The 24,832-nt window shown below is 62.4% G+C and carries 20 protein-coding genes and 1 pseudogene; 8 read left to right on the top strand and 13 right to left on the bottom strand.

The annotated features are described in order from the left end of the window. Positions 1 to 49 precede the first annotated feature (49 nt). Together tadA and GEV38_RS05825 are read right to left on the bottom strand one after the other, a co-directional pair. On the bottom strand, positions 50 to 529 hold the full coding sequence (gene tadA, locus GEV38_RS05830) for a tRNA adenosine(34) deaminase TadA (RefSeq protein WP_015269111.1): 480 nt from the start codon (positions 527 to 529) through the stop codon (positions 50 to 52). Continuing rightward, positions 529 to 1,911, bottom strand: a complete 1,383-nt coding sequence (locus GEV38_RS05825) for a multicopper oxidase family protein (RefSeq protein WP_054573351.1) — start codon at positions 1,909 to 1,911, stop codon at positions 529 to 531. Before GEV38_RS05825 ends, tadA begins: the two co-directional genes overlap by 1 nt. A gap of 337 nt (positions 1,912 to 2,248) precedes the next feature. Between GEV38_RS05825 and GEV38_RS05820 the strand changes: the two genes are divergently transcribed. Together GEV38_RS05820 and tri1 are read left to right on the top strand one after the other, a co-directional pair. Continuing rightward, positions 2,249 to 3,724: a DUF6861 domain-containing protein gene (locus tag GEV38_RS05820; RefSeq protein WP_015269109.1), complete on the top strand. Its 1,476-nt coding sequence runs from the start codon at positions 2,249 to 2,251 to the stop codon at positions 3,722 to 3,724. Beyond that, entirely contained in the window at positions 3,721 to 4,788 is a 1,068-nt protein-coding gene (gene tri1 / locus GEV38_RS05815; RefSeq protein ID WP_015269108.1) for an ADP-ribosylarginine hydrolase Tri1, read from the top strand. Before GEV38_RS05820 ends, tri1 begins: the two co-directional genes overlap by 4 nt. Positions 4,789 to 4,821: 33 nt before the next feature. Here tri1 and GEV38_RS05810 read toward each other — a convergent pair. Then, positions 4,822 to 4,992 (bottom strand): annotated as a pseudogene (locus GEV38_RS05810) (multicopper oxidase family protein); the annotation flags it as partial. A gap of 321 nt (positions 4,993 to 5,313) precedes the next feature. On the opposite strand from GEV38_RS05810, the gene GEV38_RS05805 reads away from it, so the two are divergent. Further along, positions 5,314 to 7,194: an LTA synthase family protein gene (locus tag GEV38_RS05805; RefSeq protein ID WP_054573352.1), complete on the top strand. Its 1,881-nt coding sequence runs from the start codon at positions 5,314 to 5,316 to the stop codon at positions 7,192 to 7,194. A gap of 95 nt (positions 7,195 to 7,289) precedes the next feature. Here the strand turns inward: GEV38_RS05805 and guaA are convergent, their stop codons facing one another. From guaA to GEV38_RS05785, 4 genes are all read right to left on the bottom strand, one after another. Continuing rightward, positions 7,290 to 8,867, bottom strand: a complete 1,578-nt coding sequence (gene guaA / locus GEV38_RS05800) for a glutamine-hydrolyzing GMP synthase (protein ID WP_015269106.1) — start codon at positions 8,865 to 8,867, stop codon at positions 7,290 to 7,292. 78 nt (positions 8,868 to 8,945) lie between these two features. Next, complete coding sequence (guaB, locus tag GEV38_RS05795) at positions 8,946 to 10,415, bottom strand: IMP dehydrogenase (RefSeq protein WP_013971138.1); 1,470 nt, start codon at positions 10,413 to 10,415, stop codon at positions 8,946 to 8,948. Between the two features lie 86 nt (positions 10,416 to 10,501). After that, positions 10,502 to 11,059, bottom strand: a complete 558-nt coding sequence (locus GEV38_RS05790; protein ID WP_003257977.1) for a hypothetical protein — start codon at positions 11,057 to 11,059, stop codon at positions 10,502 to 10,504. A gap of 51 nt (positions 11,060 to 11,110) precedes the next feature. Beyond that, positions 11,111 to 11,866, bottom strand: a complete 756-nt coding sequence (locus tag GEV38_RS05785) for a sulfite exporter TauE/SafE family protein (RefSeq protein WP_013971137.1) — start codon at positions 11,864 to 11,866, stop codon at positions 11,111 to 11,113. A gap of 97 nt (positions 11,867 to 11,963) precedes the next feature. On the opposite strand from GEV38_RS05785, the gene GEV38_RS05780 reads away from it, so the two are divergent. From GEV38_RS05780 to leuA, 4 genes are all read left to right on the top strand, one after another. Further along, entirely contained in the window at positions 11,964 to 12,842 is an 879-nt protein-coding gene (locus GEV38_RS05780) for a LysR family transcriptional regulator (protein WP_054573353.1), read from the top strand. Between the two features lie 136 nt (positions 12,843 to 12,978). After that, the gene (xseA, locus tag GEV38_RS05775; RefSeq protein WP_015269104.1) at positions 12,979 to 14,358 is read left to right on the top strand and encodes an exodeoxyribonuclease VII large subunit; all 1,380 of its coding nucleotides are present in this window, start codon (positions 12,979 to 12,981) and stop codon (positions 14,356 to 14,358) included. 3 nt (positions 14,359 to 14,361) lie between these two features. Next, the gene (locus GEV38_RS05770; RefSeq protein WP_015269103.1) at positions 14,362 to 15,189 is read left to right on the top strand and encodes a M23 family metallopeptidase; all 828 of its coding nucleotides are present in this window, start codon (positions 14,362 to 14,364) and stop codon (positions 15,187 to 15,189) included. A 431-nt stretch (positions 15,190 to 15,620) separates the two neighbouring features. Beyond that, on the top strand, positions 15,621 to 17,294 hold the full coding sequence (gene leuA, locus GEV38_RS05765) for a 2-isopropylmalate synthase (protein WP_013971133.1): 1,674 nt from the start codon (positions 15,621 to 15,623) through the stop codon (positions 17,292 to 17,294). Between the two features lie 82 nt (positions 17,295 to 17,376). Here leuA and GEV38_RS05760 read toward each other — a convergent pair whose 3' ends face one another. Genes GEV38_RS05760 through zwf form a run of 3 tightly spaced genes read right to left on the bottom strand, consistent with a single transcriptional unit; the run spans position 17,377 to position 20,244 of the window. After that, on the bottom strand, positions 17,377 to 18,057 hold the full coding sequence (locus GEV38_RS05760; protein WP_015269102.1) for a bifunctional 4-hydroxy-2-oxoglutarate aldolase/2-dehydro-3-deoxy-phosphogluconate aldolase: 681 nt from the start codon (positions 18,055 to 18,057) through the stop codon (positions 17,377 to 17,379). A gap of 17 nt (positions 18,058 to 18,074) precedes the next feature. Then, a complete protein-coding gene (gene pgl, locus GEV38_RS05755) occupies positions 18,075 to 18,788 on the bottom strand; it encodes a 6-phosphogluconolactonase (protein WP_173895610.1) in 714 nt (237 codons plus the stop codon). Then, positions 18,775 to 20,244 (bottom strand): glucose-6-phosphate dehydrogenase, encoded by a 1,470-nt coding sequence (gene zwf / locus GEV38_RS05750; protein ID WP_015269100.1) that lies wholly within the window; start codon positions 20,242 to 20,244, stop codon positions 18,775 to 18,777. Before zwf ends, pgl begins: the two co-directional genes overlap by 14 nt. Before the next feature lie 211 nt (positions 20,245 to 20,455). Between zwf and hexR the strand changes: the two genes are divergently transcribed. Then, a complete protein-coding gene (gene hexR, locus GEV38_RS05745) occupies positions 20,456 to 21,319 on the top strand; it encodes a DNA-binding transcriptional regulator HexR (protein ID WP_169774905.1) in 864 nt (287 codons plus the stop codon). Here the strand turns inward: hexR and GEV38_RS05740 are convergent. From GEV38_RS05740 to GEV38_RS05730, 3 genes are all read right to left on the bottom strand, one after another. Next, positions 21,312 to 22,166 carry a D-hexose-6-phosphate mutarotase gene (locus GEV38_RS05740; protein ID WP_054573355.1) on the bottom strand — a complete coding sequence of 285 codons (855 nt, stop codon included), beginning with the start codon at positions 22,164 to 22,166 and terminating at the stop codon, positions 21,312 to 21,314. The two genes, hexR and GEV38_RS05740, sit on opposite strands and share 8 nt — an antisense overlap. 116 nt (positions 22,167 to 22,282) lie before the next feature. Next, positions 22,283 to 23,575, bottom strand: a complete 1,293-nt coding sequence (locus tag GEV38_RS05735; RefSeq protein ID WP_235891285.1) for a carbohydrate porin — start codon at positions 23,573 to 23,575, stop codon at positions 22,283 to 22,285. 101 nt (positions 23,576 to 23,676) lie between these two features. Next, the gene (locus GEV38_RS05730) at positions 23,677 to 24,831 is read right to left on the bottom strand and encodes an ABC transporter ATP-binding protein (protein WP_013971127.1); all 1,155 of its coding nucleotides are present in this window, start codon (positions 24,829 to 24,831) and stop codon (positions 23,677 to 23,679) included. Between the last annotated feature and the right edge of the window lies 1 nt (position 24,832).

The raw sequence follows: 24,832 nt of genomic DNA, 5'->3' as shown, positions 1-24,832 counted from the left end.
TGCAGATATCCTGTGGGAGCTGGCTTGTCGGCGATAGGGCACTGACAGGTTACCCCTTGGCTCGGCGAGCCTTGAAGAAGTCACTGAGGATCTGCCCGCACTCCTCCGCCAGCACCCCCCCCTCCACCATCACCCGGTGGTTCAGGAAACCCTGCCCGAAGAACTGCCCCTGGCTCTGCACGATCCCCGCCTTGGGCTCCAGCGCGCCGAATACCACCCGCATCACCCGCGAATGCACGATCAACCCCGCACACATGCTGCACGGTTCCAGGGTCACATACAGGGTGCTGCCGGGTAGCCGGTAGTTACTGGCGGATTTCGCCGCCGCGCGAATGGCCACCATCTCGGCGTGCGCACTGGGGTCACTGTCGATGATCGGCCGGTTGAAGCCCTGCCCGATCACCTGCCCATGCTGCACCACTACCGCGCCCACCGGCACCTCGCCCATGGCCGCACCTTCGGCGGCCAGGGCCAGGGCCAGACGCATGAATTCCTGATCGCGACTGCGATCGATGATCTGCGGGCGCATCAGACCACCGCGATCGCGGCCATCAGGCCGGTTTCCATGTGGTCGATGACGTGGCAATGGAACATCCAGGTGCCCGGGTTATCCGCCACCAGCGCCACCTGGGCGCGCTCGTTCTTGCCCAGCAGGTAGGTATCGGTGAACCACGGCTCCTTGATGTCATGACGGTTGGAGCCGATCACCTTGAAGCTCATGCCGTGCAGGTGGATCGGGTGCTGGTACTGGGTCATGTTCTTCAGCTCGAAGATGTAGCTCTTGCCCTTCTGCAACGTGGCAATGGGGCGCTCGGCGCAGGTCTTGTCGGTGATGTCCCAGGCCTGGCCGTTGATCTGCCACATGCTCGACGGCTTATCCTGGTCCGTAGTGACCGAGACTTTCGCCGCCCACTCGAAATTGAAGTTGAGCTTTTCGGCATTCTCCAGGTCCGGCTCGGCGATCGGGTTGGGCGGTAGCGCCGGCGGCCAGTCACTTGGCGCGTCGTTGCTGGCAACCGAACGCAGGGTGCCCAGGCGCACGAAACCGTCGCGCAGGGAGATCTCCTCCCCCGCCTCAGGAATACGGATAGCGAGGCAGATACGCATGCCTGGGCCGAGCCAGTAGTCATCGTCCAAGGGGCGCGGGGTTACCGGGTTGCCGTCCAGAGCATAGATTTTTGCCTCGCAGTTACCCTTGAGGTTGATGCGGTAGGTCCAGGTGTTGTCCAGGTTAAGCAGACGCACCCGCACAACCTGGCCGGCTGGCAACTCGGTGACCGAATCGGCCTGGCCATTGATGGTGATCAGGCGCCCGGCGGTGCCGTTGCGCGCCGCCTCACGCGGGATGCTGAACGGCAACCAGGCGCCCTGCTCGTCCACGTGCCAGTTCTTCAGGCTGAGCGTGCGTTCATGCTGGAAGCCGGTCGGCTCGCGCTCCTCGACGATCAGCGGGCCGACCAGGCCACGGCCCAGCTCTTCGGAACTGCTGACATGCGGGTGGTACCAGTAGCTGCCGGCGTCCGGCACACGGAATTTGTAGTCGAAGTACTCGCCCGGCTTGACTGGCAGCTGCGACACATAGGGCACGCCGTCCATTTCCAGCGGCAGGCGGATACCGTGCCAGTGGATGGTGGTTTCGACCGGCAGGTGGTTGATGAAGCGCACCCGCAGCCAGGTGCCCTGGCGCACACGCAACTCGGTGCCTGGCGCCGAAGGGCCGAAGGCCCAGGCCTCGGTCTTGAAGCCCGTCACCAGCTCGACGTCCAGGGGAGCAGCGATCAGCTCGTAGTCATGCCCGGCGTTGTCGTCCTCGACCTTGCCCAGCCAGTAACGTGCCGCGCCACCGGCGCCCAGGCCAACCACAACCAGGCCGGTCAGGCCCTTGAGCATTTGTCGACGGGTGAAGGACATCGGTGCGGGTACCTCGCGTTCTGCGCAATCAAGCTGCCAGCACGGCTGGCGATGAAGGGCGAATACGATACACCTGCAAATGGGAAATATTAAGTGAAGTATCCAGCCATCGTTTGCTTTGGCCACCCTATTGGCCATTCGGCAGACTTAACGGAACTGACCGACAAGCATGAGATCAAATTGACACCATTGCCAGAGGCACCTCAGATGAGAAAATGCCTCGCAATGCAATCGGCAGCTCGATTGGCGACTGGCTTGACCGTCAGCGTGGTGCATGGGAAAGAATCGCCTGCCGCCCGCACACTCACCTGCCTTCTCTAAAGGAATGCAATGGTAAATGGACTTATCAACTCACGTCCCTAGCTGGGGCGACATCGAACGCAACCTGGACCAAAAATTCAGCGCCCTCAATCAAAGCGTCAGCAGCGGCTTGCGCAATGTCCATGACAGCTGGGACGGCTTCACCCGTCGCGTAAGCGATGGCGCCAGCCAGGCTTATGGCGCTGTAGGCGGACACCGGATAGACAATGTCCGGCAGGCGATGGCTTTGTCCTATCCCATGATGCAGTCAAATCTGTCGCGCAAATGGGCGTCCATCAATATCGACCAGATTTTGCCCGTACTGCTCAAGCTCGTGCAGGAAGTGGTGATGATTCTCGGCGGCAGCGTCGCGCTAGGCGGCGCTATCGGCGGCGCCGTGGGTTCTCTAGCCTTTGGCGTCGGTGCGGCACCTGGGGTGGTCGCAGGCAGCGGTATCGGCCTGCAGGTCGGCAACCTGATCCTGATGGCGCTGGGCCTGGCCGCCATCGCGGAGTATTTCTATCAAGGGCTTCCCGCGTGCCTGGCCTCCATGCAAGAGGGGCTTGCTACCGCGTGGACTGCCGAAGACGGCTTGAAACCCTCCGGTCTCGACCCTTCGGGCGGCTCGGCGGCGCTGGTTCAAGAGCGTACCGAACACGCTGCAAGGCAACTGGCCCGTGGGCAAGAGCAGCTGGTGATGCTTTTGCTGATGGCAATTGTGACCTACCTGACCCGCGGGCAGATGAAAGCCGGCGTGATGAGCAGCGTGGAAAGCATCGCCAGCCGTAGTGCCAAGCTTCAAGCCGAAATCTCCAACAAACAGTTGGCCACCTGGCTGGCGAAGAACGAAAGCAGGCTGCTGGCTGAACCTGAGTTGCAGATGAAGGCCGCGACACCGCTGCAGAAAGCAGAGCCAGAGCTGCCGCCAGCAAAGCAAGCCACTGAAAAAAGCATTGCAGCGGCGCCCAAGAAGCTCATGAGCCTGCGAGAGGCAGTGGGCAAGGACATGGCAGAGCGATGGATTGCCGAAGGCCGCGCCCGGGCAGATTTTCGGGCCCCGGAGCTTTCGAAACTGCTCAGCGACGATCAAATAGGCGCACTTTACGGTTACTCTACCAACGATGTGTACAAGGCGTATAACCTGGCGATGCGCCAAGGCACAGCCACGCCTGAAATCATGGCTTTTGCCGAGCATGCAACCGAAGGTCTGGCACGCTTGCCTCGCTATGTTGGCGCTGAAACCTACCGTGGAACGGATCTGCCACTGGATGTGCTCAATCGCATGCAAATGGGCGCAGTGGAGACCGACATGGCATTCTTCAGCTCATCCGCGACAACACCATTCGCGGGCAATACCCAGATGGTCGTACGCGGCGTATCCGGCAAGGACATCAGTTTCCTGACGCAAATTCCCGAGGCGGAAGTACTGTACCCGCCGGGTACTTCTTTCAGGGTACTGAACCGGATTGAGCAAGGCCCCACGACTCATCTCTTATTAGAAGAAGTTCTATGATCGACCTGCACAGCCCTACCCTTGAAGTTACCGAGTATGCCTACCGGTACAACCACTTGCTACCAGCGCCCACCCCACGCGAGTCCGCAGGCCGTGCCTACGTGCACCCGCAATGGCAAGAATCGCGCGTTTGCACATTAACCCCCGAACAATCGCTCGACCGAGCCAAAGGTGCGTTGCTGGGTTTGGCCATTGGCGATGCCGTAGGCACCACCCTGGAGTTCCTGCCTCGCGATAAAGCACACGTCGATGACATGGTCGGCGGCGGGCCGTTCAGGCTCAAGCCAGGTGAGTGGACCGATGATACGAGCATGGCGCTTTGCCTGGCGGACTCGTACCTGGCTTGCATGCGATTCGACCATGCAGATTATCTCGAGCGACTGTGCAGGTGGTACAAGCGAGGGGAAAACAGCGCAAACGGTGTCTGTTTCGACATCGGCAATGCTACACGCCTTGCCTTGGAAGGGTGGCTACGCCATGGCCTGGACTGGATAGGCAACACAGAGCCGAATACGGCCGGCAATGGCTCCATCATCCGGCTCGCCCCCACCGCCATATTCAGGCGCCACATGCTGCCATCCACGTGGCGCGAAGCCCAAAGCCAGAGTCGGGCCACCCATCGGGCGCCCGAAGCAGTGAGTGGCTGCGAACTGCTGGGCGCGCAGCTGCACCTCGCCCTGAACGGCGCCGACAAGGATGAAATGTGCCGCCCGATGGTCCGCCCGCTGCAGCCCCGCGCCACCATCATCAACGCTGGCGAATACAAGGAAAAAAGCCGCGACCAGATCCGCTCCTCAGGGTATGTCATCGACACCTTGGAAGCTGCGCTATGGGCGGTTTGGAATACCGACAATTTCAGAGACGCAGTGCTACTGGCGGCAAACCTGGCAGACGACGCCGACAGCGTGGCAGCCGTGGCTGGGCAGCTGGCCGGAGCGTTGTACGGGGTATCCGGCATGCCCGAGGAATGGGTAAAGACAGTGGCGTGGTCTGAACACATCCAGGACCTCGCCCAAGCGTTGCACGACCAGGCGCCTGAAAACGACCCGTTCTATTCGCTGTGATGATGCGCCCGTCGGGGCAGACAGCTGAATGATAAAGGCCCAGGCCTCGGTCTTGAACCTCGGCACCAGCTCGACGTCAAGCGGCGCGGCGATCAGTTCGTAGTCATGCCCGGCGTTATCGTCCTCGACCTTGCCCAGCCAGTAGCGGGCCGCGCCTCCGGCGCCCAGGCCAACCACAACCAGGCCGGTCGGGCCCTTGAGCATTTATCGACGGGTGAAGGACATCGGTGCGGGTACCTCGCGTTCTTCGCAATCAGTCTGCCAGCAGGGGCTGGCGATGAAGGGCGAATACGATACACCTGCATTTGCGAAAGATTAAGTGAAGTCTTGTCGCGCGACCGGTTATCTGCCCCGACACCTGTGGCAACCTGCTCCCCCCGGTACCCAACTAACGCCCAGAGGCTGACTTGCCCGATTCAGGGTGGGCTGCTTAAGTTCAACAGACAGGGTGCCCAGGTGCTGGCCTTCTGCCCGCCTATCGCTTCAGACAAGACGCCTGCTCTGTGAATGCGAAGGTTTGACACCATGTGGCACAGGAATTCATTACTGTATTTTTCGCTGCTGCTCACTTCAGGCCTTCTTCTGGCACCGAAGATCATACTGATCGAGTTTTTCTCCTATCGATGGGTGGAGACCGGTGTTCTCGATATTGCCCTGTACTTGCTTCAAGACGTGCTGCTGGTGGTCGCCTTCTTTGTGATTGCTGCCACCACCATTACCAGAAACAAATTCAATTTTTATCTGTTAAGCATCGCCTCAGGCGCCTTGCTGCTGTTCCTGCTGGTGGACATGCGAGTTCGGGAGCTATGGCTGAAGCCACTGGACTGGCAACTGATACGCTACAGCCTGCAGAACGCAAGCAACCTGACCTCCGGAGCCGAGGTGTTCCTCACCCAAGCCGCCGGGTTCGGGCACACATTCAGGTTCATTGTCTTTGTGCTTTTTCTTGCCTACCTGGTGACCTGGTCTTTCGCTGGGCTGGCAACCTACATCGCTTATAAAGAACAGCGCACGGTCCCAATAAAGAAAAGACAACACCTCTGGGCGTCGCTGCTGGTGATAGGCGCCCTGCTCATCGGCTCCATCCATGCCAAAGACGCACGCTATTACCTGAACGAAAATATTGTCGTCAGCCCGCTGGTCACAACACTCAGAAGCACGACTCCCTTGAATGCAGCTCCGCATAGACCGCCGCTGCCATTCGAACAACCCGCCTACCCGCTAACCAGCGTCAACGACATCCGAAAACTTCAATCTCATGCCACACCAGACTTCAAGAACCTGGTCTTCATCATTCTGGAGTCGGTGCGCTGGAACAGCGTTTTTGCGCCCGACATCAAAACCGCCGAGAGGTATCCCACCTTCGATAAGCTCTCTCGGGAGGGCATGCTCTTCAAAACGTACGTATCAGTGCCTCACTCGTCCAAAGGCTACCACGCGATCCTGACGGGGCTGCACGCCTACCCAGATATTGAAATCAAAGAGGCCATGTACCTGCTACAACCCAGCGTCATCCATGAGCTGAAAAACAGGAAAGACATGGAAGCCGTCGCATTCAGCTCGCTGTACCTGCAATTCGAAAACATGGAGGGTTTCCTGAAGTCCATCGGCGTATCGAATGCCTATGCAGTTTCGGAGATCACCCATGCCGAAAATCGCTCACAACACGCCAATAGCTTCGGTGAGAGTGACGAACAGCTGTTTTCGTCCAGCATCTCTTACCTGGAGAAGATAAAAAAGAATGGCCAGGGTTTCATCGCACTCTACTTCCCAAGCGCAGCCCACTACCCCTACCAATGCAGCCAAGGGCCCCCATTACTGAGCGAGCTGGAAAAGTATGAAGACTGCATAGCCAGAACAGACAGCGTACTGGGTGAAATGCTGACATCATTCGACAAGCAAGGCCTTCTGGACTCGACATTATTCGTGCTCGTGGGTGACCACGGTGAGTCGTTTGGTGAGCACGGTCTCTTCATTCACAACGCTTCCATGCACGAAGAAGAAGTGACCGTACCCCTGATTTTCTGGGCCAAGGAAAAGTCACTGCCCAAACCCGCCACAACGACCAGTCACCAGATCGATGTTGCGCCCACGGTCGCCGACTTCTTTGGCGTGACCGAGTCGCCCCTGTCTGTCCAAGGCATCAGCTTGTTGAGGGAACATGGCAAACGCACATTCTTCATGTCCACGTTCTTTGACCAACTGGCGTCAGCCTTGGTGGAGCACCCTTACAAATACATATACGAATTCAGTTCGGACACCCTGACCAAATACAATATCGAGAATGACCCGCAGGAAAAGCACCCGCAGCGCGTGGAGGGCGATGAGTTCGTCGCGGTGAAGAGCAGGTTGCTTTCCTATAATGTCTACCAGAAAGCGCTATTTGCCAAAAAGCCAAAAGAATAAGCAAATCTGAATGAGCAAGAACCAGAAAGCCCGCAATTATGCGGGCTTTCTGGTGTATCCGTGCCTACGGGTACCAGCCTGAGCTGGCTACCCGATCATTCCCACTCGATAGTCGCTGGCGGCTTGCTCGACACGTCGTAGGTAACGCGCGAGATACCGTCGATTTCGTTGATGATACGGCCGCTGACGGTTTCCAGCAGCTCGTACGGCAGGTGCGCCCAGCGCGCGGTCATGAAGTCCACGGTCTCGACGGCACGCAGGGCCACGACCCAGGCGTAGCGACGGCCGTCGCCGACGACGCCTACCGACTTGACCGGCTGGAACACCACGAATGCCTGGCTGGTCTTGTGGTACCAGTCGGCCTTGCGCAGCTCTTCGATGAAGATGTGGTCGGCGCGACGCAGGATGTCGGCGTATTCCTTCTTCACTTCACCAAGGATACGCACGCCCAGGCCCGGGCCCGGGAACGGGTGGCGGTAGACCATGTCGTACGGCAGGCCCAGCTCCAGGCCGATCTTGCGCACTTCGTCCTTGAACAGTTCACGCAGCGGCTCGACCAGCTTGAGGTTCATTTCCTCCGGCAGGCCACCGACGTTGTGGTGCGACTTGATCACGTGGGCCTTGCCGCTCTTGGCGCCCGCCGACTCGATCACGTCCGGGTAGATGGTGCCTTGGGCGAGGAACTGGATGTTTTCCAGCTTGCTGGCTTCGGCATCGAACACGTCGATGAAGGTGCGGCCGATGATCTTGCGCTTCTTCTCCGGGTCGGCCTCGCCGGCCAGGTTGTCGAGGAACTGCTTTTCAGCGTCGGCGCGGATGACCTTGACGCCCATGTTCTCCTTGAACATGGCCATCACCTGGTCGCCTTCGTGCAGGCGCAGCAGGCCGTTGTCGACGAATACGCAGGTCAGCTGGTCGCCGATGGCGCGGTGCAGCAGTGCGGCAACGACGGAGCTGTCGACGCCGCCGGACAGGCCCAGCAGGACGTTGGCCGAACCGACCTGCTCACGCACCTGGGCAATGGCGTCTTCGACGATGTTGGACGGAGTCCACAGGGCTTCACAGCCGCAGATGTCCTGCACGAAGCGGGACAGGATGCGACCGCCCTGCTTGGTGTGGGTCACTTCCGGGTGGAACTGCACGCCGTAGTAGCCGCGCGCGTCGTCGAACATGCCAGCGATCGGGCAGCTCGGGGTGCTGGCCAGCACGTGGAAGTTGCCCGGCATCTGGGTGACCTTGTCGCCGTGGCTCATCCACACGTCCAGGCCCAGCAAGCCGTCGGCGTCGATGTGGTCTTCGATGCCGTCGAGCAGGCGGCTCTTGCCAACCACGTCCACGCGGGCATAACCGAATTCACGCAGGTCGGAACCTTCGACCTTGCCGCCCATCTGCTCGGCCATGGTCTGCATGCCGTAGCAGATGCCCAGCACTGGTACGTTCAGGTCGAACACCGCCTGCGGGGCGCGCGGGCTGTTGGCTTCGTGGACCGACTCGGGGCCGCCGGCGAGGATGATGCCGCGCGGGTTGAATTCGCGGATCGCTTCATCGTCCATGTCGAACGGATGCAGCTCGCAGTACACGCCGATTTCGCGCACGCGGCGGGCGATCAGCTGGGTGTACTGGGAACCGAAATCGAGGATCAGGATGCGGTGAGCGTGAATGTCGAGGGCCATGACTCAATCTCGTCAGTGGAAATCGGAAACGACGCGGGGCTGTCATGACAGCCCCGCTTTCTGTTGTAGCTGGAAGCCTCAGCCTACGCGGTAGTTAGGGGCTTCTTTGGTGATCTGCACGTCATGCACGTGGGACTCGGCCATGCCGGCACCGGTGATGCGCACGAATTCCGGCTTGGTGCGCATCTCTTCGATGGTTGCGCTGCCGGTGTAGCCCATGGACGAACGCAGGCCGCCCATCAGCTGGTGGATGATCGCGGCCAGCGCGCCCTTGTAGGGAACACGGCCTTCGATGCCTTCCGGTACCAGCTTCTCGGCGCCGGCCGAGGAGTCCTGGAAGTAGCGGTCGGACGAGCCTTGCGCCTGTGCCATGGCACCCAGCGAGCCCATGCCGCGGTAGGCCTTGTAGGAACGGCCCTGGAACAGCTCGACTTCACCCGGAGCCTCTTCGGTACCGGCGAACATCGAACCCATCATCACGCAGGAAGCGCCGGCAACGATGGCCTTGGACAGGTCACCCGAGAAGCGGATGCCGCCGTCGGCGATCAGTGGCACGCCAGTGCCTTCCAGTGCAGCGGCAACGTTGGCGATGGCGCTGATTTGCGGCACGCCTACGCCAGCAACGATACGGGTGGTGCAGATCGAGCCTGGGCCGATACCGACCTTGACCGCGTCAGCGCCAGCTTCGGCCAGAGCCTTGGCGGCAGCGCCGGTGGCGATGTTGCCGCCGATCACCTGCACTTGCGGGTAGGTTTCCTTGACCCAGCGAACGCGATCGATCACACCTTTGGAGTGACCGTGGGCGGTATCGACCACAACCACGTCAACGCCAGCAGCCACCAGGGCGGCAACACGCTCGCCGGTGTCCTTGCCGGTGCCGACCGCGGCGCCGACGCGCAGGCGACCCTGGTCGTCCTTGCTGGCCAGCGGGTAGGCCTTGGCCTTTTCGATGTCCTTGACGGTCATCATGCCCTTGAGGTTGAACTTGTCGTCAACGATCAGGACTTTTTCCAGGCGGTGCTTGTGCAGCAGCTCGCGGACTTCGTTCTTGTCGGCGCCTTCGCGGACGGTGACCAGACGCTCTTTCGGGGTCATCACGTCGCGGACCTTGGCGTCCAGGCGGCTTTCGAAGCGCACGTCACGGGAGGTGACGATGCCGACCAGGTCGCCGTTCGCCAGCACCGGAACGCCGGAGATGTTGTTCAGGCGGGTCAGGTCGAACAGGTCGCGCACGGTGGCGTCGGCGTCGATGGTGATCGGGTCCTTGACCACGCCAGCCTCGAACTTCTTGACCTTGCGGACTTCGCTGGCCTGCTGTTCGATGGTCATGTTCTTGTGGATGATGCCGATGCCGCCTTCCTGGGCCATGGCAATGGCCAGGCGCGCTTCGGTCACGGTATCCATGGCAGCGGATACCAGCGGAATGTTCAGCTCGATGCCACGGGTCAAACGGGTCTTGAGACTGACTTCATTAGGCAGTACCTCGGAATAGCCAGGTACAAGGAGGATATCGTCGAAGGTCAGGGCTTCTTGGCTGATACGCAGCATCGCGGGGGCTCCCGGGCGGGAAAAATGGAAGCGCGCCATTATACTCATGCACGGCGCGCCGCTCAATGCAAAATAAGGGCCTTCGGTCAGCCTTGTGGCAGTTTTACCTGTACCACGGCCACCGGCTGGTCGAGCCAGTCGGCGAAGCTGTCGAGGAAGGCCTGGGTGAACCCGGCCTCGCCCCAGTTGTTGAAGATGAACCCCAGGTTGGAAAAGGCACATGGCTGCAGGTAAATGAAGCCATTGATGTCATCTTCGAAGCCGCACAACGGGCAGGTGAAGTTGTCGCTAACTGCCGGCATCCATTCTTCCAGGCTTTCGAACAGCGGCTCACCCACCTCGCGCCGGCACTCGGGGCAACCGGCCTCTTCGAGGAAACCTTCGGTAGGGGTATAGATGCAGCGTTTGAGCATCACCTCCAGGCCGTTGACCTGTTCGCCGAAGGGCAGTTTTTCCGGATGCAGGGCCACTTTGCGGGCACCTTCGGCCAGGGCATGGCCCATGCGGTTGCCGGTGCGGCCACAGGTGGTCAGCTGTTCCTCGACGACTTTCTCGCGCACCAGCCAGCGCAGGATGGCGCGGGCACGGGCTTCGTGCACCGGGACGGTAGAAAGCTTGGGAACGATGATGCTCTGGGTGTTCATGAACGGGGCAAGCCTGAAAAACTGCGGTGATAGCGCAATTCTACCGCCTGCTCAGGCGCTCAGGTAGCGACCGATCAGCGCCAGGCCGCTGGCCAGCACCAGCCAGGTGACCAGGCGCACGAAGGCTTCGCGAGACAGCCGATGGGTAAGCCTGCGCCCTGCCCAGAGGCCGACGAGCATGACCGGCAACAGGCAGGCGGCGAGCAACAGCAGGCTCTGGTCGGCATAGACGCCTGCGATAAGGAACAGCGTCAGCCGCACCACCGTACTGCAACTGATCAGCGCGCTCTGGGTAGCGCGCACCTGCTCCTTCACCTCCAGCCGCGCGCTCAGGTACAGCGCATAAAGGAAGCCGCCGCTGCCGAACAAGGCGCCGAACAGCCCGCCTGCCGTGCCCATCGGCATTGCCCAGAAACCCGACAGACTGGCCGGCCGTACCTTCACCGCCAGCCCGTACAGGGCATACGCCGTGACGAACAGCCCCATCAGCAGCAGCAACAGGTCTGACTTCAGCTGTAGCAGGAATACCACACCCAGCGCGCAGCCAATGGCCATGAACGGCAGCAGCCGCAGCAGTTCGCCGCGCACGACATCGCGGCGCGAGGGCAGCAGGTTGCCGAAGGCGGCGACGAAGTCCAGTAGCACCAGCAGCGGAATGATCCGCGACAGCGGCATGAAGTGGATCAGCACTGGGCCGGCCACCAGCGCGGTGCCGAAACCGGCGATGCCGAAGACGATGTAGGCAGCGCCGACACCAAGCAGGATAGGCAGCCAGTCGAGGCCGGAAAACGACAGTTGGGCGAGCATGGCAGCAGTTCCTGGGAAGACAGGCAAAGGTTAGCCAGCCATGAGCCATGCCGACTAATATGCCTTTGTCGCCACACTCATCTCGAAAAGGCATGACATGACGTCAATCCGCCAACTGCGTTACTTCGTGGAAATCGCCGAATGCGGCAGCTTCAGCGCTGCCGCCGAGCGGCTGTACATCGCCCAGTCGGCGCTGAGCCGGCAGATCAAGGAGCTGGAGCAGCAACTGGGCACGCCGCTGTTCGAACGCACCGCGCGCCTGCCGCGCCTGACACTGGCTGGCCAGGCCTTCCTGGAACGGGCGCGGCGCTTGCTGGCCGACCTGGCGCAGGCCGAGCGTGTAACCCGCGACATTGGCGAAGGGCTGCAGGGCAGTCTGCGCCTGAACCACTCCAGTACAGTGCCGCTGACCGGCCCGCTGCTGGCTCGCCTGGGCGGTTACTTGCGCGACAACCCAGGGGTTTCGCTGGAAATTGCCCAGCAGTCGTCGGAGGCGCAGTTGGAGGATATCGCTGCCGGGCGGTTGGATATCGGCCTGCTGCGCTTGCCTGTACTGCGCCAGTATGAAGGGGTGGTGCTGCATGAACTGTTCAGCGAACCCCTGTTGCTGGCGGTCTCCGCCGGGCATCCCTTGGCCCGCGCGCCACAGGTGAGACTGGAACAACTGCGGGAAGAGCGCTTCATTTCCATTCCGCACCGGGACCGTGGCGGGCTGAGCTACCTGTCGGCCTCGATGTGCATGGAGGCAGGCTTTTTCCCGCGCGCAGCGCAGGTGCTGTCGCGCAAGACCACCCAGTTGCAGTTGATTCAGGCGGGGTTTGGGGTGGCGTTGTTGCCGGAATGCATGCGCGAGATTGCGCCAGCCTCAGTCAGCTTCGTGGCACTGGAAGGAGGGTGTGAGAGTACTGTGGCGATGGCTTGCAGGCGTGGCGCAGGTTCGATGGTGCGCCAGTTCGTGACGGCGATGCAGGCCTGAAAGGCCCCATCGCCGGCAAGCCGGCTCCCACAGGGACAGCATGAGGCCCAAGCCAGCGCGATACCTGTGGGAGCCGGCTTGCCGGCGATAGGGCCAGGACAGACAACCGGGGCCGATGTCCTTTATGATGCCCGCCATGATCAGAGACCCTTTCGAACGACTCGGCCTGGACCGCGAGGTCCTTACCGTCAGCCAACTCAACGGCCGCGCCCGCGTGCTGCTGGAAGACGTGTTCCGCAACGTATGGGTGGAAGGCGAGATTTCCAACCTCGCCCGCCCGGCGTCCGGCCACATGTACTTCACCCTCAAGGACAGCGGCGCACAGGTGCGCTGCGCGCTGTTCCGGCAGAACGCCACGCGGGTGCGCCAGGCCCTGCGCGACGGCCTGGCGGTGCGGGTACGCGGCAAGGTTTCGTTGTTCGAAGGGCGTGGCGACTATCAGCTGATTCTCGACACCGTCGAGCCGGCCGGCGATGGCGCCCTGCGCCTGGCCTTCGAGGCATTGAAAGAGAAGCTCGGTGCCGAGGGGCTGTTCAGCGCCGAACGCAAGCAGCCGCTGCCGGCCCACCCGCAGCGCATCGGCATCATTACGTCGCCCACCGGCGCAGTGATCCGCGACATCATCAGTGTGTTCGGTCGCCGCGCCCCGCAAGTGGAACTGAACCTGATCCCCACCGCAGTGCAGGGCCGCGAAGCCATTGCACAGATCGTGCGCGCGATCCGCCTGGCCGATAGCCTGGGGTTCGATGCACTGATCCTGGCCCGGGGCGGCGGCTCGCTTGAAGACTTGTGGTGCTTCAACGAAGAAGCGGTGGCGCGGGCCGTGGCCGCCTGTGTCACGCCGATTGTCAGCGCCGTGGGCCATGAGACCGATGTCTCGATCAGCGACTTCGTCGCCGACGTGCGCGCGCCTACACCGTCTGCCGCCGCCGAGCTGCTGGCCCCCGACAACAGTGGCCTGCAGCAACGCCTGGATGGCCTGCAACGGCGCCTGCTGCTGCGCATGCAGAACCGCCTGACCCACGACCGCCTGCGCCTGGAGTCGCTGACCCGGCGTCTGCGCCACCCGGGCGAGCGCCTGCGCCAGCAGGCCCAGCGCCTGGACGACCTGGACATGCGCTTGCGCCGCGCGTTCATGCTCAACCTCAACCAGCGCCACGAGCGCCTGGCACGCCTGGATACCCGCCTCGCCGCGCAGCACCCGGGGCGTACCCTGAAACTGCTGGGCCAACGCCTGGACAGCCTGGCCGAGCGCCTGCCACGGGCCATGCGCGAGGTGCTCAAGGACCGCCGCCAGCGCTTCCAGGCCCAGTTGCAGACGCTGCAGGTGGTCAGCCCGCTGGCCACCCTCGCCCGCGGCTACAGCATCCTGCTGGACGAACAGGGCCAGGCCATCCGCAGCGCCGAACAGACCCGCAATGGCCAGCGTCTGACCGCCCGCCTGAACGAAGGCGAGCTGTTGGTGCGGGTCGAAGACAACCACCTGACCCCGGTCACCCTCTCACTTCTGGACTGACACATGCCCCGCCTGCTCGCGCCCCTGCTTGCCCTTTCCCTCCTGCTGCTGGCCGGCGGCGCCCAGGCCAGCTACATCACCCGCACGCTGAACAAGCCGGTACCCGGCGGCGTGGCGGTGGTCGACCTCGGCCCCGCCGCCAGCGCGCCCAGCGCCCGCTTCGACGGCAAACCGGTGCTGGTGGTGAAAGAGCAGGACAACTGGCTGGCCATCGTCGGCATCCCGCTGACCCAGAAGCCCGGCACCGCGATGCTGAGCCAGGGCGGCCGCACCCTGCCCTTCACGGTCGGTAGCAAGAAATACCCCGAGCAGCGCATCACCCTGAAGAACACCCGCCAGGTCAACCCGAACCCGGCCGACCTCAAGCGCATCGATCGTGAGCTGGCCGAGCAGATCAAGGCATACCGCAGCTTCAGCCCGACCCTGCCCAGCAACCTGATTCTCGACAAGCCGGTCAGTGGCCCGCTGTCGAGCAAGTTCGGCGTGCGCCGTTTCTTCAATGGCGAAGAACGCAACCCGCATGCCGGGCTGGACTTCGCGGTACCGGCCGGCACGCCGATCAAGACCCCGGCCAATGGCAAGGTGATCCTGGTGGGCGATTACTTCTTCAATGGCCGTACGGTGTTCGTCGACCACGGGCAGGGCTTTATCAGCATGTTCTGCCATATGTCGAAGATCGATGTGCAGGTGGGGCAGCAGCTGCGCCGGGGCGAGGTGGTCGGGCGCGTGGGCTCGACCGGGCGGGCTACCGGGCCACACATGCACTGGAACGTCAGCCTGAACGATGCACGGGTGGATCCGGCGATTTTCATTGGCGCGTTCCAGCCCTGAGATCGCGGCGCCTGCTTCGCGGGCATGCCCGCTCCCACAGGTCCCGTGCAGGATTCGAGGCCTGTGGTAATCCTGTGGGAGCTGGCTTGCCGGCGATGAGGCCAGAGCAGGTAAACTCGCTTCCAAGGTGTTGCGCCATCGAAAAATACTGCGCAAAAATCGAGAAGCACTCAGAAAATTACAGCGATAAAATCTCGCCTTTCAGCTTTTTTTAAGCATTCCTCTCAATTTTTTCTGAACGCTTGCCATCACCCACCCCACTGGTTAGGGTTGAAGGCATGAAAACCTACAGCACCCTCATCCTGCTCCGACAACATCGCAGCCTCTGCCTGGTCAGCGCCCGACTACCAGGCTGAATCGCGTCGCCTCGCCTTTTATCTCGTTATCGCTCGGCAGGCCCGATCTCGGCCGCACACAAAAGGATTGCTTCCATGACCATGCTCAAAGACCCTTCGAAGAAATACCGCGCTTTCCCGACCATCGACCTGCCTGACCGTACCTGGCCGTCGAAGACCATCACCGCCGCGCCAATCTGGTGCAGCTCCGACCTGCGTGATGGCAACCAGTCGCTGATCGAGCCAATGGATTCGGAGAAGAAACTGCGCTTCTGGAAGACCCTGGTGCAGGTTGGCGTGAAGGAAATCGAAGCCTCGTTCCCGTCCGCCTCGCAGACCGATTTCGACTTCGTGCGCATGCTGATCGAAGACGGCCACATCCCGGACGACACCACCATCCAGGTGCTCACCCAGGCCCGTGAAGACCTCATCGCCCGCACCTTCGAGTCGCTGCGCGGGGCGAAGAAGGCCATCGTCCACCTGTACAACGCCACCAGCCCGTCGTTCCGCCGCATTGTCTTCAACCAGGACAAGCAAGGCGTGAAGGACATCGCGGTGAACGCAGCCAAGCTGTTCGTCAAGTACGCCGCCCAGCAGCCGGAAACCCAGTGGACCTTCCAGTACTCGCCGGAAACCTTCAGCGCCACCGAGATGGAGTTCGCCAAGGAAGTCTGCGACGCGGTCATCGAGGTGTGGAACCCTACCCCCGAGCACAAGATCATCCTCAACCTGCCGGCCACCGTGGAAGTGTCCACCCCGAACATCTACGCCGACCAGATCGAGTGGTTCTGCCGTAATGTCAGCCGTCGCGACAGCGTGATCATCAGCCTGCACTGCCACAACGACCGTGGTACCGGCATTGCCGCCACCGAACTGGGCCTGATGGCCGGTGCCGATCGTGCCGAAGGCTGCCTGTTCGGCAACGGCGAGCGTACCGGTAACGTCGACCTGGTGACCCTGGCGCTGAACCTCTACACCCAGGGCATCGACCCGCTGCTGGACTTCTCCGACATCGACGGCGTGCGCAAGGTGGTCGAAGAGTGCAACCAGCTGCCGGTGCACCCACGCCACCCGTACGTGGGCGACCTGGTCCACACCGCGTTCTCCGGCTCGCACCAGGACGCCATCCGCAAGGGCTTCGCCAAGCAGCAGGAAGGCGAACTGTGGGAAGTACCTTACTTGCCGATCGACCCGGCCGACATCGGTCGCAGCTACGAGGCGGTGATCCGCGTCAACAGCCAGTCGGGCAAAGGCGGCATCACCTACCTGCTCGAGCAGGAATACGGCATCAGCCTGCCGCGCCGCATGCAGATCGAATTCAGCCAGGTAGTACAGGGCGAAACCGACCGCCTGGGCCTGGAAATGACCGCCCAGCAGATCTACAGCCTGCTGCACAAGGAATACCTGCAGGCCAACTCCCCGTATGCGCTGGTCAGCCACCGTCTGCAGGAAGAGAACGGCCACAGCGCCGTGGAAGTGGAAGTCGCCGGTGAAGGCGAAACCACCCTGCACTGGCGCGGCAAGGGCAACGGTGCACTGGAAGCACTGGTGGCCGGCCTGCCGATTGCCGTGGAGATCATGGACTACAACGAGCATGCCATTGGCGCCGGCACCAATGCCAAGGCCGCGGCCTATATCGAACTGCGCGTGGCCGGTGGCCGCCCGGTGCATGGTGTGGGTATCGATGAAAACATCACCACGGCCAGCTTCAAGGCATTGTTCAGCGCGCTGAACCGCTCGCTGAGCCAGCAGGAAGCCAAGGCGGCCTGAGCCATACCGCATGAATGAGAATTTCAGGCAAAAAAAGGGGCGCCGACCAAGCGCCCCACAAGCCGTAAAGCACACAACAAATTCAGTTGGCGTCCAGCAGCGCCATCGCCTCCGCGCTGCACGCTTCGATCCGCGCCCAGTCGCCGTTCTTGATCCAGCTGCTGTCGAGCATCCAGGTACCACCCACGCACATCACATTGGGCAGCGCCATGTAGTTGCGCACGTTGGCCGGGTTCACACCGCCCGTAGGGCAGAAACGAATATCGCCGAACGGGCCGCCAAAGGCCTTGATCGCCGCTACCCCGCCGCTGATCTCCGCCGGGAACAGCTTGAAGCGGCGGTAGCCCAGGGCGTAGCCCATCATGATTTCGGACGGCGTGCTGATGCCTGGCAGCAGCGGGATCTCGCTGTCCACACCAGCTTCGAGAATGTCTTGGGTAATGCCTGGCGTAACGACGAATTGCGCACCCGCAGCTTCAACCGCGGCGAACATGCCACGATCGAGCACGGTGCCGGCACCGACACAAAGCTCCGGGCGCTGCTCGCGCAACACCTGGATGGCCTTCAGGCCATATTGCGAGCGCAAGGTCACTTCCAGGGTACGGATACCGCCGGCGGCCAGGGCGTCAGCCAACGGCAGGATGTCTTCCTCACGGGCGATGGTGATCACCGGCAGGATGCGCGCCTCTTTGCAAATGGCGTCGATCCGTGCGGCTTTGTCGGCCATCGAGAGCTTGGGCTGTGGGCGTTCGAGGGTGGTCATGACTGTGGATCCTTGGCTCATGGGCACCAGTAGATGTCCAGGGGGGCGTGAAGAAAAGCGCGTATCGGCATTTCGGAAAGGTCGGTGCCAGCCAGCGCGGCGCGCAGGGTAGCGAGTTTGCCCTGCCCTTGTACGGACAGCGCGGTAAAGGCGGAACTGGCCAGCAGCGAGCGGGTCATCGAAAGGCGCTGGCGCGGCACGCTCGGTGCCAGCAAAGGCAGGCAGCGGCGTGGGTTGGCCAGGTCGAGGCCTGCTTCCAGGTTGGGGCTGGCGGGGAACAGCGAAGCTGTATGGCCATCATCCCCCATGCCCAGCACCAGTACGTCAATTGGCGGCAGCTCGGCCAAGGCCTGATCGGCCTTGCCTGCAGCGGCATCAAGGTTCTCCGCCTGCTGGTAAAGACCAACGAAGCGGGCCTTGGCCGCCGCGCCCTTGAACAGGTGGCGCGCCAGCAGGCCGGCGTTGCTGTCGGCATGCTCCACCGGCACCCAGCGCTCATCGGCCAGGCTGACGGTGACCTTGGCCCAGTCGAGGTTTTCGCTGGCCAGCTTCTCGAGGAACGGCACCGGGCTGCGGCCGCCGGATAGCACCACGCAGGCCTGGCCCTTGGCGGCAATGGCTGCGCGCAGGCGCTCGGCCACGTCATGGGCCTGGGCTGCGGCCAGAGCCTTGGCATCCACCAGCTCATGTACCGTCACAGTCGCTGGCAGTTTCAGTTCAGATATCCCCATACCACGCCCTCCCATCGCGTGTGATCAGTGCAATCGAGCTCATCGGCCCCCAGGAGCCTGCGGCGTACGGTTTGGGCGCATCGCCTGCGTTACGCCAGCCAGCAATCAGCTGGTCGCACCACTTCCAGGCATATTCGATTTCATCCTTGCGCACGAACAGGTTCTGGTTACCGCGCATCACTTCGAGCAACAGCCGCTCGTAGGCATCCGGGATCCTTGCACTGCGCCAGGTATCGGAGAAATTCAGCTGCAACGGGCCGCTGCGCAGTTGCATGCCTTTATCCAGGCCCTGCTCCTTGGTCATCACCCGTAAAGAAATGCCTTCGTCCGGTTGCAGGCGGATGATCAGCTTGTTACCGATCTGCAAACGCTGTTCCGGAGCGAAGATGTAGTGCGGCGTTTCCTTGAAGTGGATGACGATCTGCGACAGTTTCTGCGGCATGCGCTTGCCGGTACGCAGGTAGAACGGCACCCCCGACCAGCGCCAGTTGCGGATGTCAGCACGCAGGGCGACGAAGGTTTCGGTGTCGCTCTGGGCGTTGGCGTTGTCTTCTTCCAGGTAACCGGGCACCGGCTTGCCATCGCTGTAGCCGGCGATGTACTGGCCGCGCACCACACGGGTGCTCAGCCCTTCACCGGTGATCGGTGCCAGGGCCTTGAGTACCTTGACCTTCTCGTCACGGATGGCGTCGGCCGACAGTTCGCTGGGCGGGTCCATGGCGATCAGGCACAGCAGCTGCAGCAGGTGGTTCTGGATCATGTCGCGCAGCTGGCCGGCCTTGTCGAAGTAGCCCCAGCGGCCTTCGATACCGACCTTCTCGGCGACGGTGATCTCCACATGGGAGATGGAATTCTGGTTCCACTGGGTTTCGAACAGGCTGTTGGCGAAACGCAGGGCGATCAGGTTCTGCACCGTTTCCTTGCCCAAGTAGTGGTCGATGCGGTAGACCCGGCTCTCTGGGAAGAACCGAGCCACAGCATCATTGACCCGGCGCGACGACTCCAGGTCGTGGCCAATGGGCTTCTCCAGCACCACTCGGGTGCGTGCGGCCAGCCCGGCCTTGTCGAGGTTTTCGCAGATGGCCCCGTACACCGCCGCAGCGGTGGCGAAGTAGGCAATCAGCGGCAGCTCGCCCGGCAACTGCTCGGCCAGGGCCTGATAGCCCTCGGGCTGGAGGAAATCCAGGTGCTGGTAGCTCAGCCTGGCGAGGAAACGGCCCAGCGCGGCGGGCTCGATATCGGCCTCGGGCACATGCCGGCGCAGGTGCGCCTCGATGCTGTCCAGGTGGCCCTGCGCGCTACCGGCCTCGCGGGCCAGCGCCAGCAGGCGGGTTTCCGGGTGCAGCAGGTTGGCCCGGTCGAGCTGATAGAGGGCAGGAAACAGCTTGCGCAATGCCAGGTCGCCTAGGGCGCCAAACAGGGCAAAGGTGCAAGGTTCGACACTGATCGCAGCCATGATGTTGGTTCTTTCCTAAAGTTGGTCTAGGAATACCGCTTTCACATACGGTTTTCAAGGGATAATGTAGTAAAAACCACAACATTACACACAAGTGTTACAGACAAGTGGTACGTCAACCGCGCCGACAGTACGATAGACGACCGTGCAAAAAGCCTGCTGCTCCAACAGCCGGCTGTCTTCCCGACCCAAGGACACACCCATGGACCGCGTGCGAAACCTCCTGGAACAGATCCAGGGCCGCCTCGACGAGCTGAACAAGGCCGAACGCAAAGTCGCCGAAGTCATCCTGCTCAATCCGCAACAAGCCACCCGTTTCAGCATCGCTGCGCTGGCCCAGGCGGCCAAGGTCAGCGAACCGACCGTCAACCGCTTCTGCCGCTCGTTCGGCGTCAGCGGCTACCCCGAGCTCAAGCTGCAGCTGGCGCAGAGCCTGGCCAGCGGCGCCGCCTACGTCAGCCGCGCGGTGGAGGCTGACGATGACCCGGCAGCCTACACCCAGAAGATCTTCGCCAGTGCCATCGCCTCGCTCGACAGCGCCTGCCAGCAGCTCGACCCGCAACAGGTCAGCCGTGCCGTGGACATGATGATCCAGGCCCGGCAGATCCACTTCTTCGGCCTGGGCGCCTCGGCCCCGGTGGCGCTGGACGCCCAGCACAAGTTCTTCCGCTTCAACCTGGCAGTATCGGCCCACGCCGACGTGCTGATGCAGCGCATGCTGGCCTCGGTGGCGCACACCGGCGACCTGTTCGTCATCATCTCCTACACCGGGCGCACCCGCGAACTGGTCGAGGTGGCCCGCCTGGCCCGGGAAAACGGCGCCTCGGTACTGGGCCTGACCGCTGCCGGTTCGCCACTGGCCAATGCCTGCAGCCTGAGCCTGCACATTCCGCTGCCGGAAGACACCGACATCTACATGCCGATGACCTCGCGGATCATCCAGCTGACCGTGCTCGATGTGCTGGCCACCGGCATGACCCTGCGGCGCGGCGTGGACTTCCAGCCGCACCTGCGCAAGATCAAGGAAAGCCTCAACGCCAGCCGCTACCCGATCGAGGACGACGAGCTCAACTGAGCCGGTGGGCCTGCAGGCGCAGGTGGGCACGCTGCCCCGGCGCCAGGCTCAGGCCCTCGCCACTGCCGCTGGCGGCCTCGACACAGACGAAGCGCTGGCATTCACGCCCGGTCACGCCCATCAGCGGGCGGTTGCCCGGGTGCCACACCACCGTGTCGTCGCTGTCACCGGTATCGATGCACAGCTCGCGCTGCCAGGCCGGGTCCTGCAATTGCACCCGCAGCGTGCCGGGGTAGACCTTCTGGCAACCGCCCTTGAGCTTCAGCGCGCCATCTTCACGGCAGGCCTGGCGGTTCAGGCGGTCGTAGCCTTCGATATCCTCCAACCCGGACAGCGCTATCTCGGACACGTCACTGATGCGCCAGTAGGCCAGCAAGGCATGGCTCAGCTGACAGGGTTCGCTGTCCTGGTGCTCGGTGCTCAGGCTCAGCTCCATGCGGCTACCCAGCCGGGCATGCAGGTCGACCTGCCAGTCGCACAGGTCCAGCCGCCATTTCAGGGTTACGCCCTCCTCGTCCTCGCGGCTGTCCACCAGCTTCCAGTCGAGCAGGCGCGCCCAGCCATGGGCGGGCCACAAGTCCTCGCTGGGGTGGCGGCCATACCATGGCCAGCACACCGGCACGCCACCGCGGATCGCCCCCACCTGCGGCCACTGCTCGGCGCACCACAGCCAGGGCCGTTCACCCGCTGGTTGAAAATGCAGCAGTTGCGCACCCTGGCGGCTGAACACCGCCTGGCAACGGGGATGGTCGATGATCAGCACATCGCGCTGCTGGTAACGCTCCCACTCGAATGTCGGCCGGGGCCGCTGCGAGGTGAAGAAGCGATGGAGCGGATGTTCGGGCATGGTTCAGAGCTCTTGTTGTTTGAGATAGCGCTGTCTCGGCCTATCCCCGACAACCACTGAAGACCAGTGGTTGCCGGGTACCGAAGTGGATTGGCGTAAATTTACAACAATTGCTCTCAGAATGACGACTGAATCTTCAACCCTGCGACCAGCGCGTTGTCCACCTCATCCACGCCGCCGGGGCTCTTGATGTACTGCAGGTTGGGCCGCACGGTCAGCCAGTTGGTGACGTGGAAGCCGTAGTAGAGCTCGGCGTTGTACTCGGTACGCTGCAGCGGCACGAAGCCTGGGTTGTCGTAATCGCTGATGCCGCTCTGGGCGTTGAGCAGTTCGGCGCGTTTCTTCACGTCGTCATTCACATGAATGCGCGCCACGCCGAAGCCGATATCGTCCTTGGGCCGGGCGTCGAATGCGCCTTTGTAGACCAAGCCCACTTGCTGATAGTTGTCGACGACGTTGGTGGCCTTGTCGTGCACGGTGAAGTTGGCGAACAGGCTCAGGCCACGGTTTACATCGCCGCCATGGGCGGTGACCTGCTGCTGTGCCACCACCCACCAGCCATGCTTGCTGGAGTGCGACTTGAAGGCCTCGCCCGTCAGCGCCTGCGGGTTGCCGTTGACGTCATCGAACACATCGTTGGCCTTGGCCGTGCTGTAGTAGTAACCCAGGCGGTACTCGCCCGGCAGGCCATTGACCTTGGGTGACCACACCGCTTCCACCGGCAGGATCGCGCCTTTGGTGCCGCTGCCACTGAGCTTGAAGCCGTTGCCGGTTTCCAGGTTGGAAGGGTTCTGCTCGAAGGCACCGACCTGAACGAAGAATTCCGGAGTGATGTTGTATTTCACCCGCAGCGCCCACTGGCTGACCGGCCAGTTGTACCAGATGCCGCCAACCCAGTTGCCCACCTGCGAGCCGCAGAAGGCCAGGTTCTGGAAGTCGCAGGGGAAACTGTTGAAGTCCTCGCCCTCGCCGAAGCGGCCGAATTTCACGTCCAGCGCACCGTCGAAGTACTTCTGCTTGACCCACATCTGAGTCAGGCGCCAAGTCTGGCCGCGGCCCCACACTTCCTGCACCGAGCTGAACTGCCCGGCGCGCGGGTCGCTGATGCGGTCGTTGGACAGGTTGCGGCCGCTGCGCTCGGTGATCGCCAGCTTGAACTCGGCGTCATGCCAGCCAAAGATTTTCTGCAGGTCCAGGTGCGCGCCGAGGGCGAACTGGTCGCTGTAGCGCGCAGTCTTGTCGTCGTTGTATCCACCGTGCAGGTTACCGGCAACCTCGCCGACGTAATCGAGGGTGAAGTCATAGCCCTTTTCCAGCAACTCGGTGCGGGTGCCGCCCCAGTCGCCGGTCATCCACTTCGATTCGCTGGAGAAAGCTTCGGCAGCCTGAACGCTGCTGCCAACAGCCATCGCCAGTGGCGCGAGCAAGGCCAGCGAGCCCAATGTCCTGATGCGTTTGCGCTGTTCCATCCCTTTGCGTCCTCTTTTTCTTATTTGATGGTGTAGACGAGTTATCGGCCCTTGAAGTGCGCCACGTTGTCTTTCATGGTTGCAGCAGTGGTGGCCAGGTGCAGGCGCTCGCCGCTGGCGGCGTCGAACAGCAGCACCCGGGCTGGGTCGAATTGCAGGTTCAGGTTATCGCCGACCCGGCACGCCACATCCGGCGCCAGGCGGCAGCAGACCTTGGTCTGGTTGAGGGTGACGAATACCAGCAGGTCTGGCCCGGTGGGCTCGGTCACCTGCACCTCGGCGCGAATGCCGGGCAGGCCATTGCCCTCGGCTGCCCCCAGGGCAATCTGCTCGGGGCGGATGCCGAGGATGACCTCGCGGCCATCCATCTCGTCCGCGGCCATTCCCAAGGGCAGCTCGCAACGCGCCTGGCCGCTGTCGAGCACGGCCAGCAGGCGCCCGTCCTGTTGCGTGAGGCGCACCGGGATGAAATTCATCGGCGGCGAGCCGATGAAGCTGGCGACGAACTGGTTGGCCGGATCGTTGTAGATCTGCTGCGGGGTGCCGAACTGCTGGATGATGCCGTCCTTCATCACCGCCACCTTGTCGCCCAGGGTCATGGCCTCGATCTGGTCATGGGTGACGTACACGGTGGTGGTCTTCAGGCGCTGGTGCATCAGTTTCATTTCGGTGCGCATCTCGACGCGCAACTTGGCATCGAGGTTGGACAGCGGTTCATCGAACAGGTAGATCTTCGGCCGCCGTGCCAGCGCCCGGCCCATGGCCACGCGCTGTTGCTGGCCACCGGACAGCTGCGCCGGCTTGCGCGCCAGCAGGTGCTCGATCTGCAACAGCTTGGCCACCCGCGCCACTTCCTCGTCGATTGCAGCTTGCGGCAGCTTGCGGATCTTCAGGCCGAACTCGATGTTCTCGCGCACGCTCATGGTCGGGTACAGCGCGTAGGACTGGAACACCATGGCGATGTCGCGGTCCTTGGGGCTCATGCCGCTGACGTCCTGCTGGTCGATGAGTATCGCGCCGCCGGTGATCTGCTCCAGCCCGGCGATGCAGTTCATCAAGGTCGACTTGCCGCAGCCCGAGGGGCCGACCAGGATCAGGAACTCGCCATCCTTGATCGACAGCTGGATGTCCTTGAGGGTGTCCGGCAAACCGCTGCCGTAGGTCTTGTTCACATTGCGAAGTTCGAGCGTTGCCATG

Origin of the sequence: Pseudomonas sp. 13159349, assembly GCF_013305685.1 — a bacterium.
In the GTDB taxonomy this organism is placed as follows: domain Bacteria; phylum Pseudomonadota; class Gammaproteobacteria; order Pseudomonadales; family Pseudomonadaceae; genus Aquipseudomonas; species Aquipseudomonas asiatica.
Note: the sequence above shows the minus strand (reverse complement) of the source record. Positions and strands in the feature narration are given on the sequence as shown.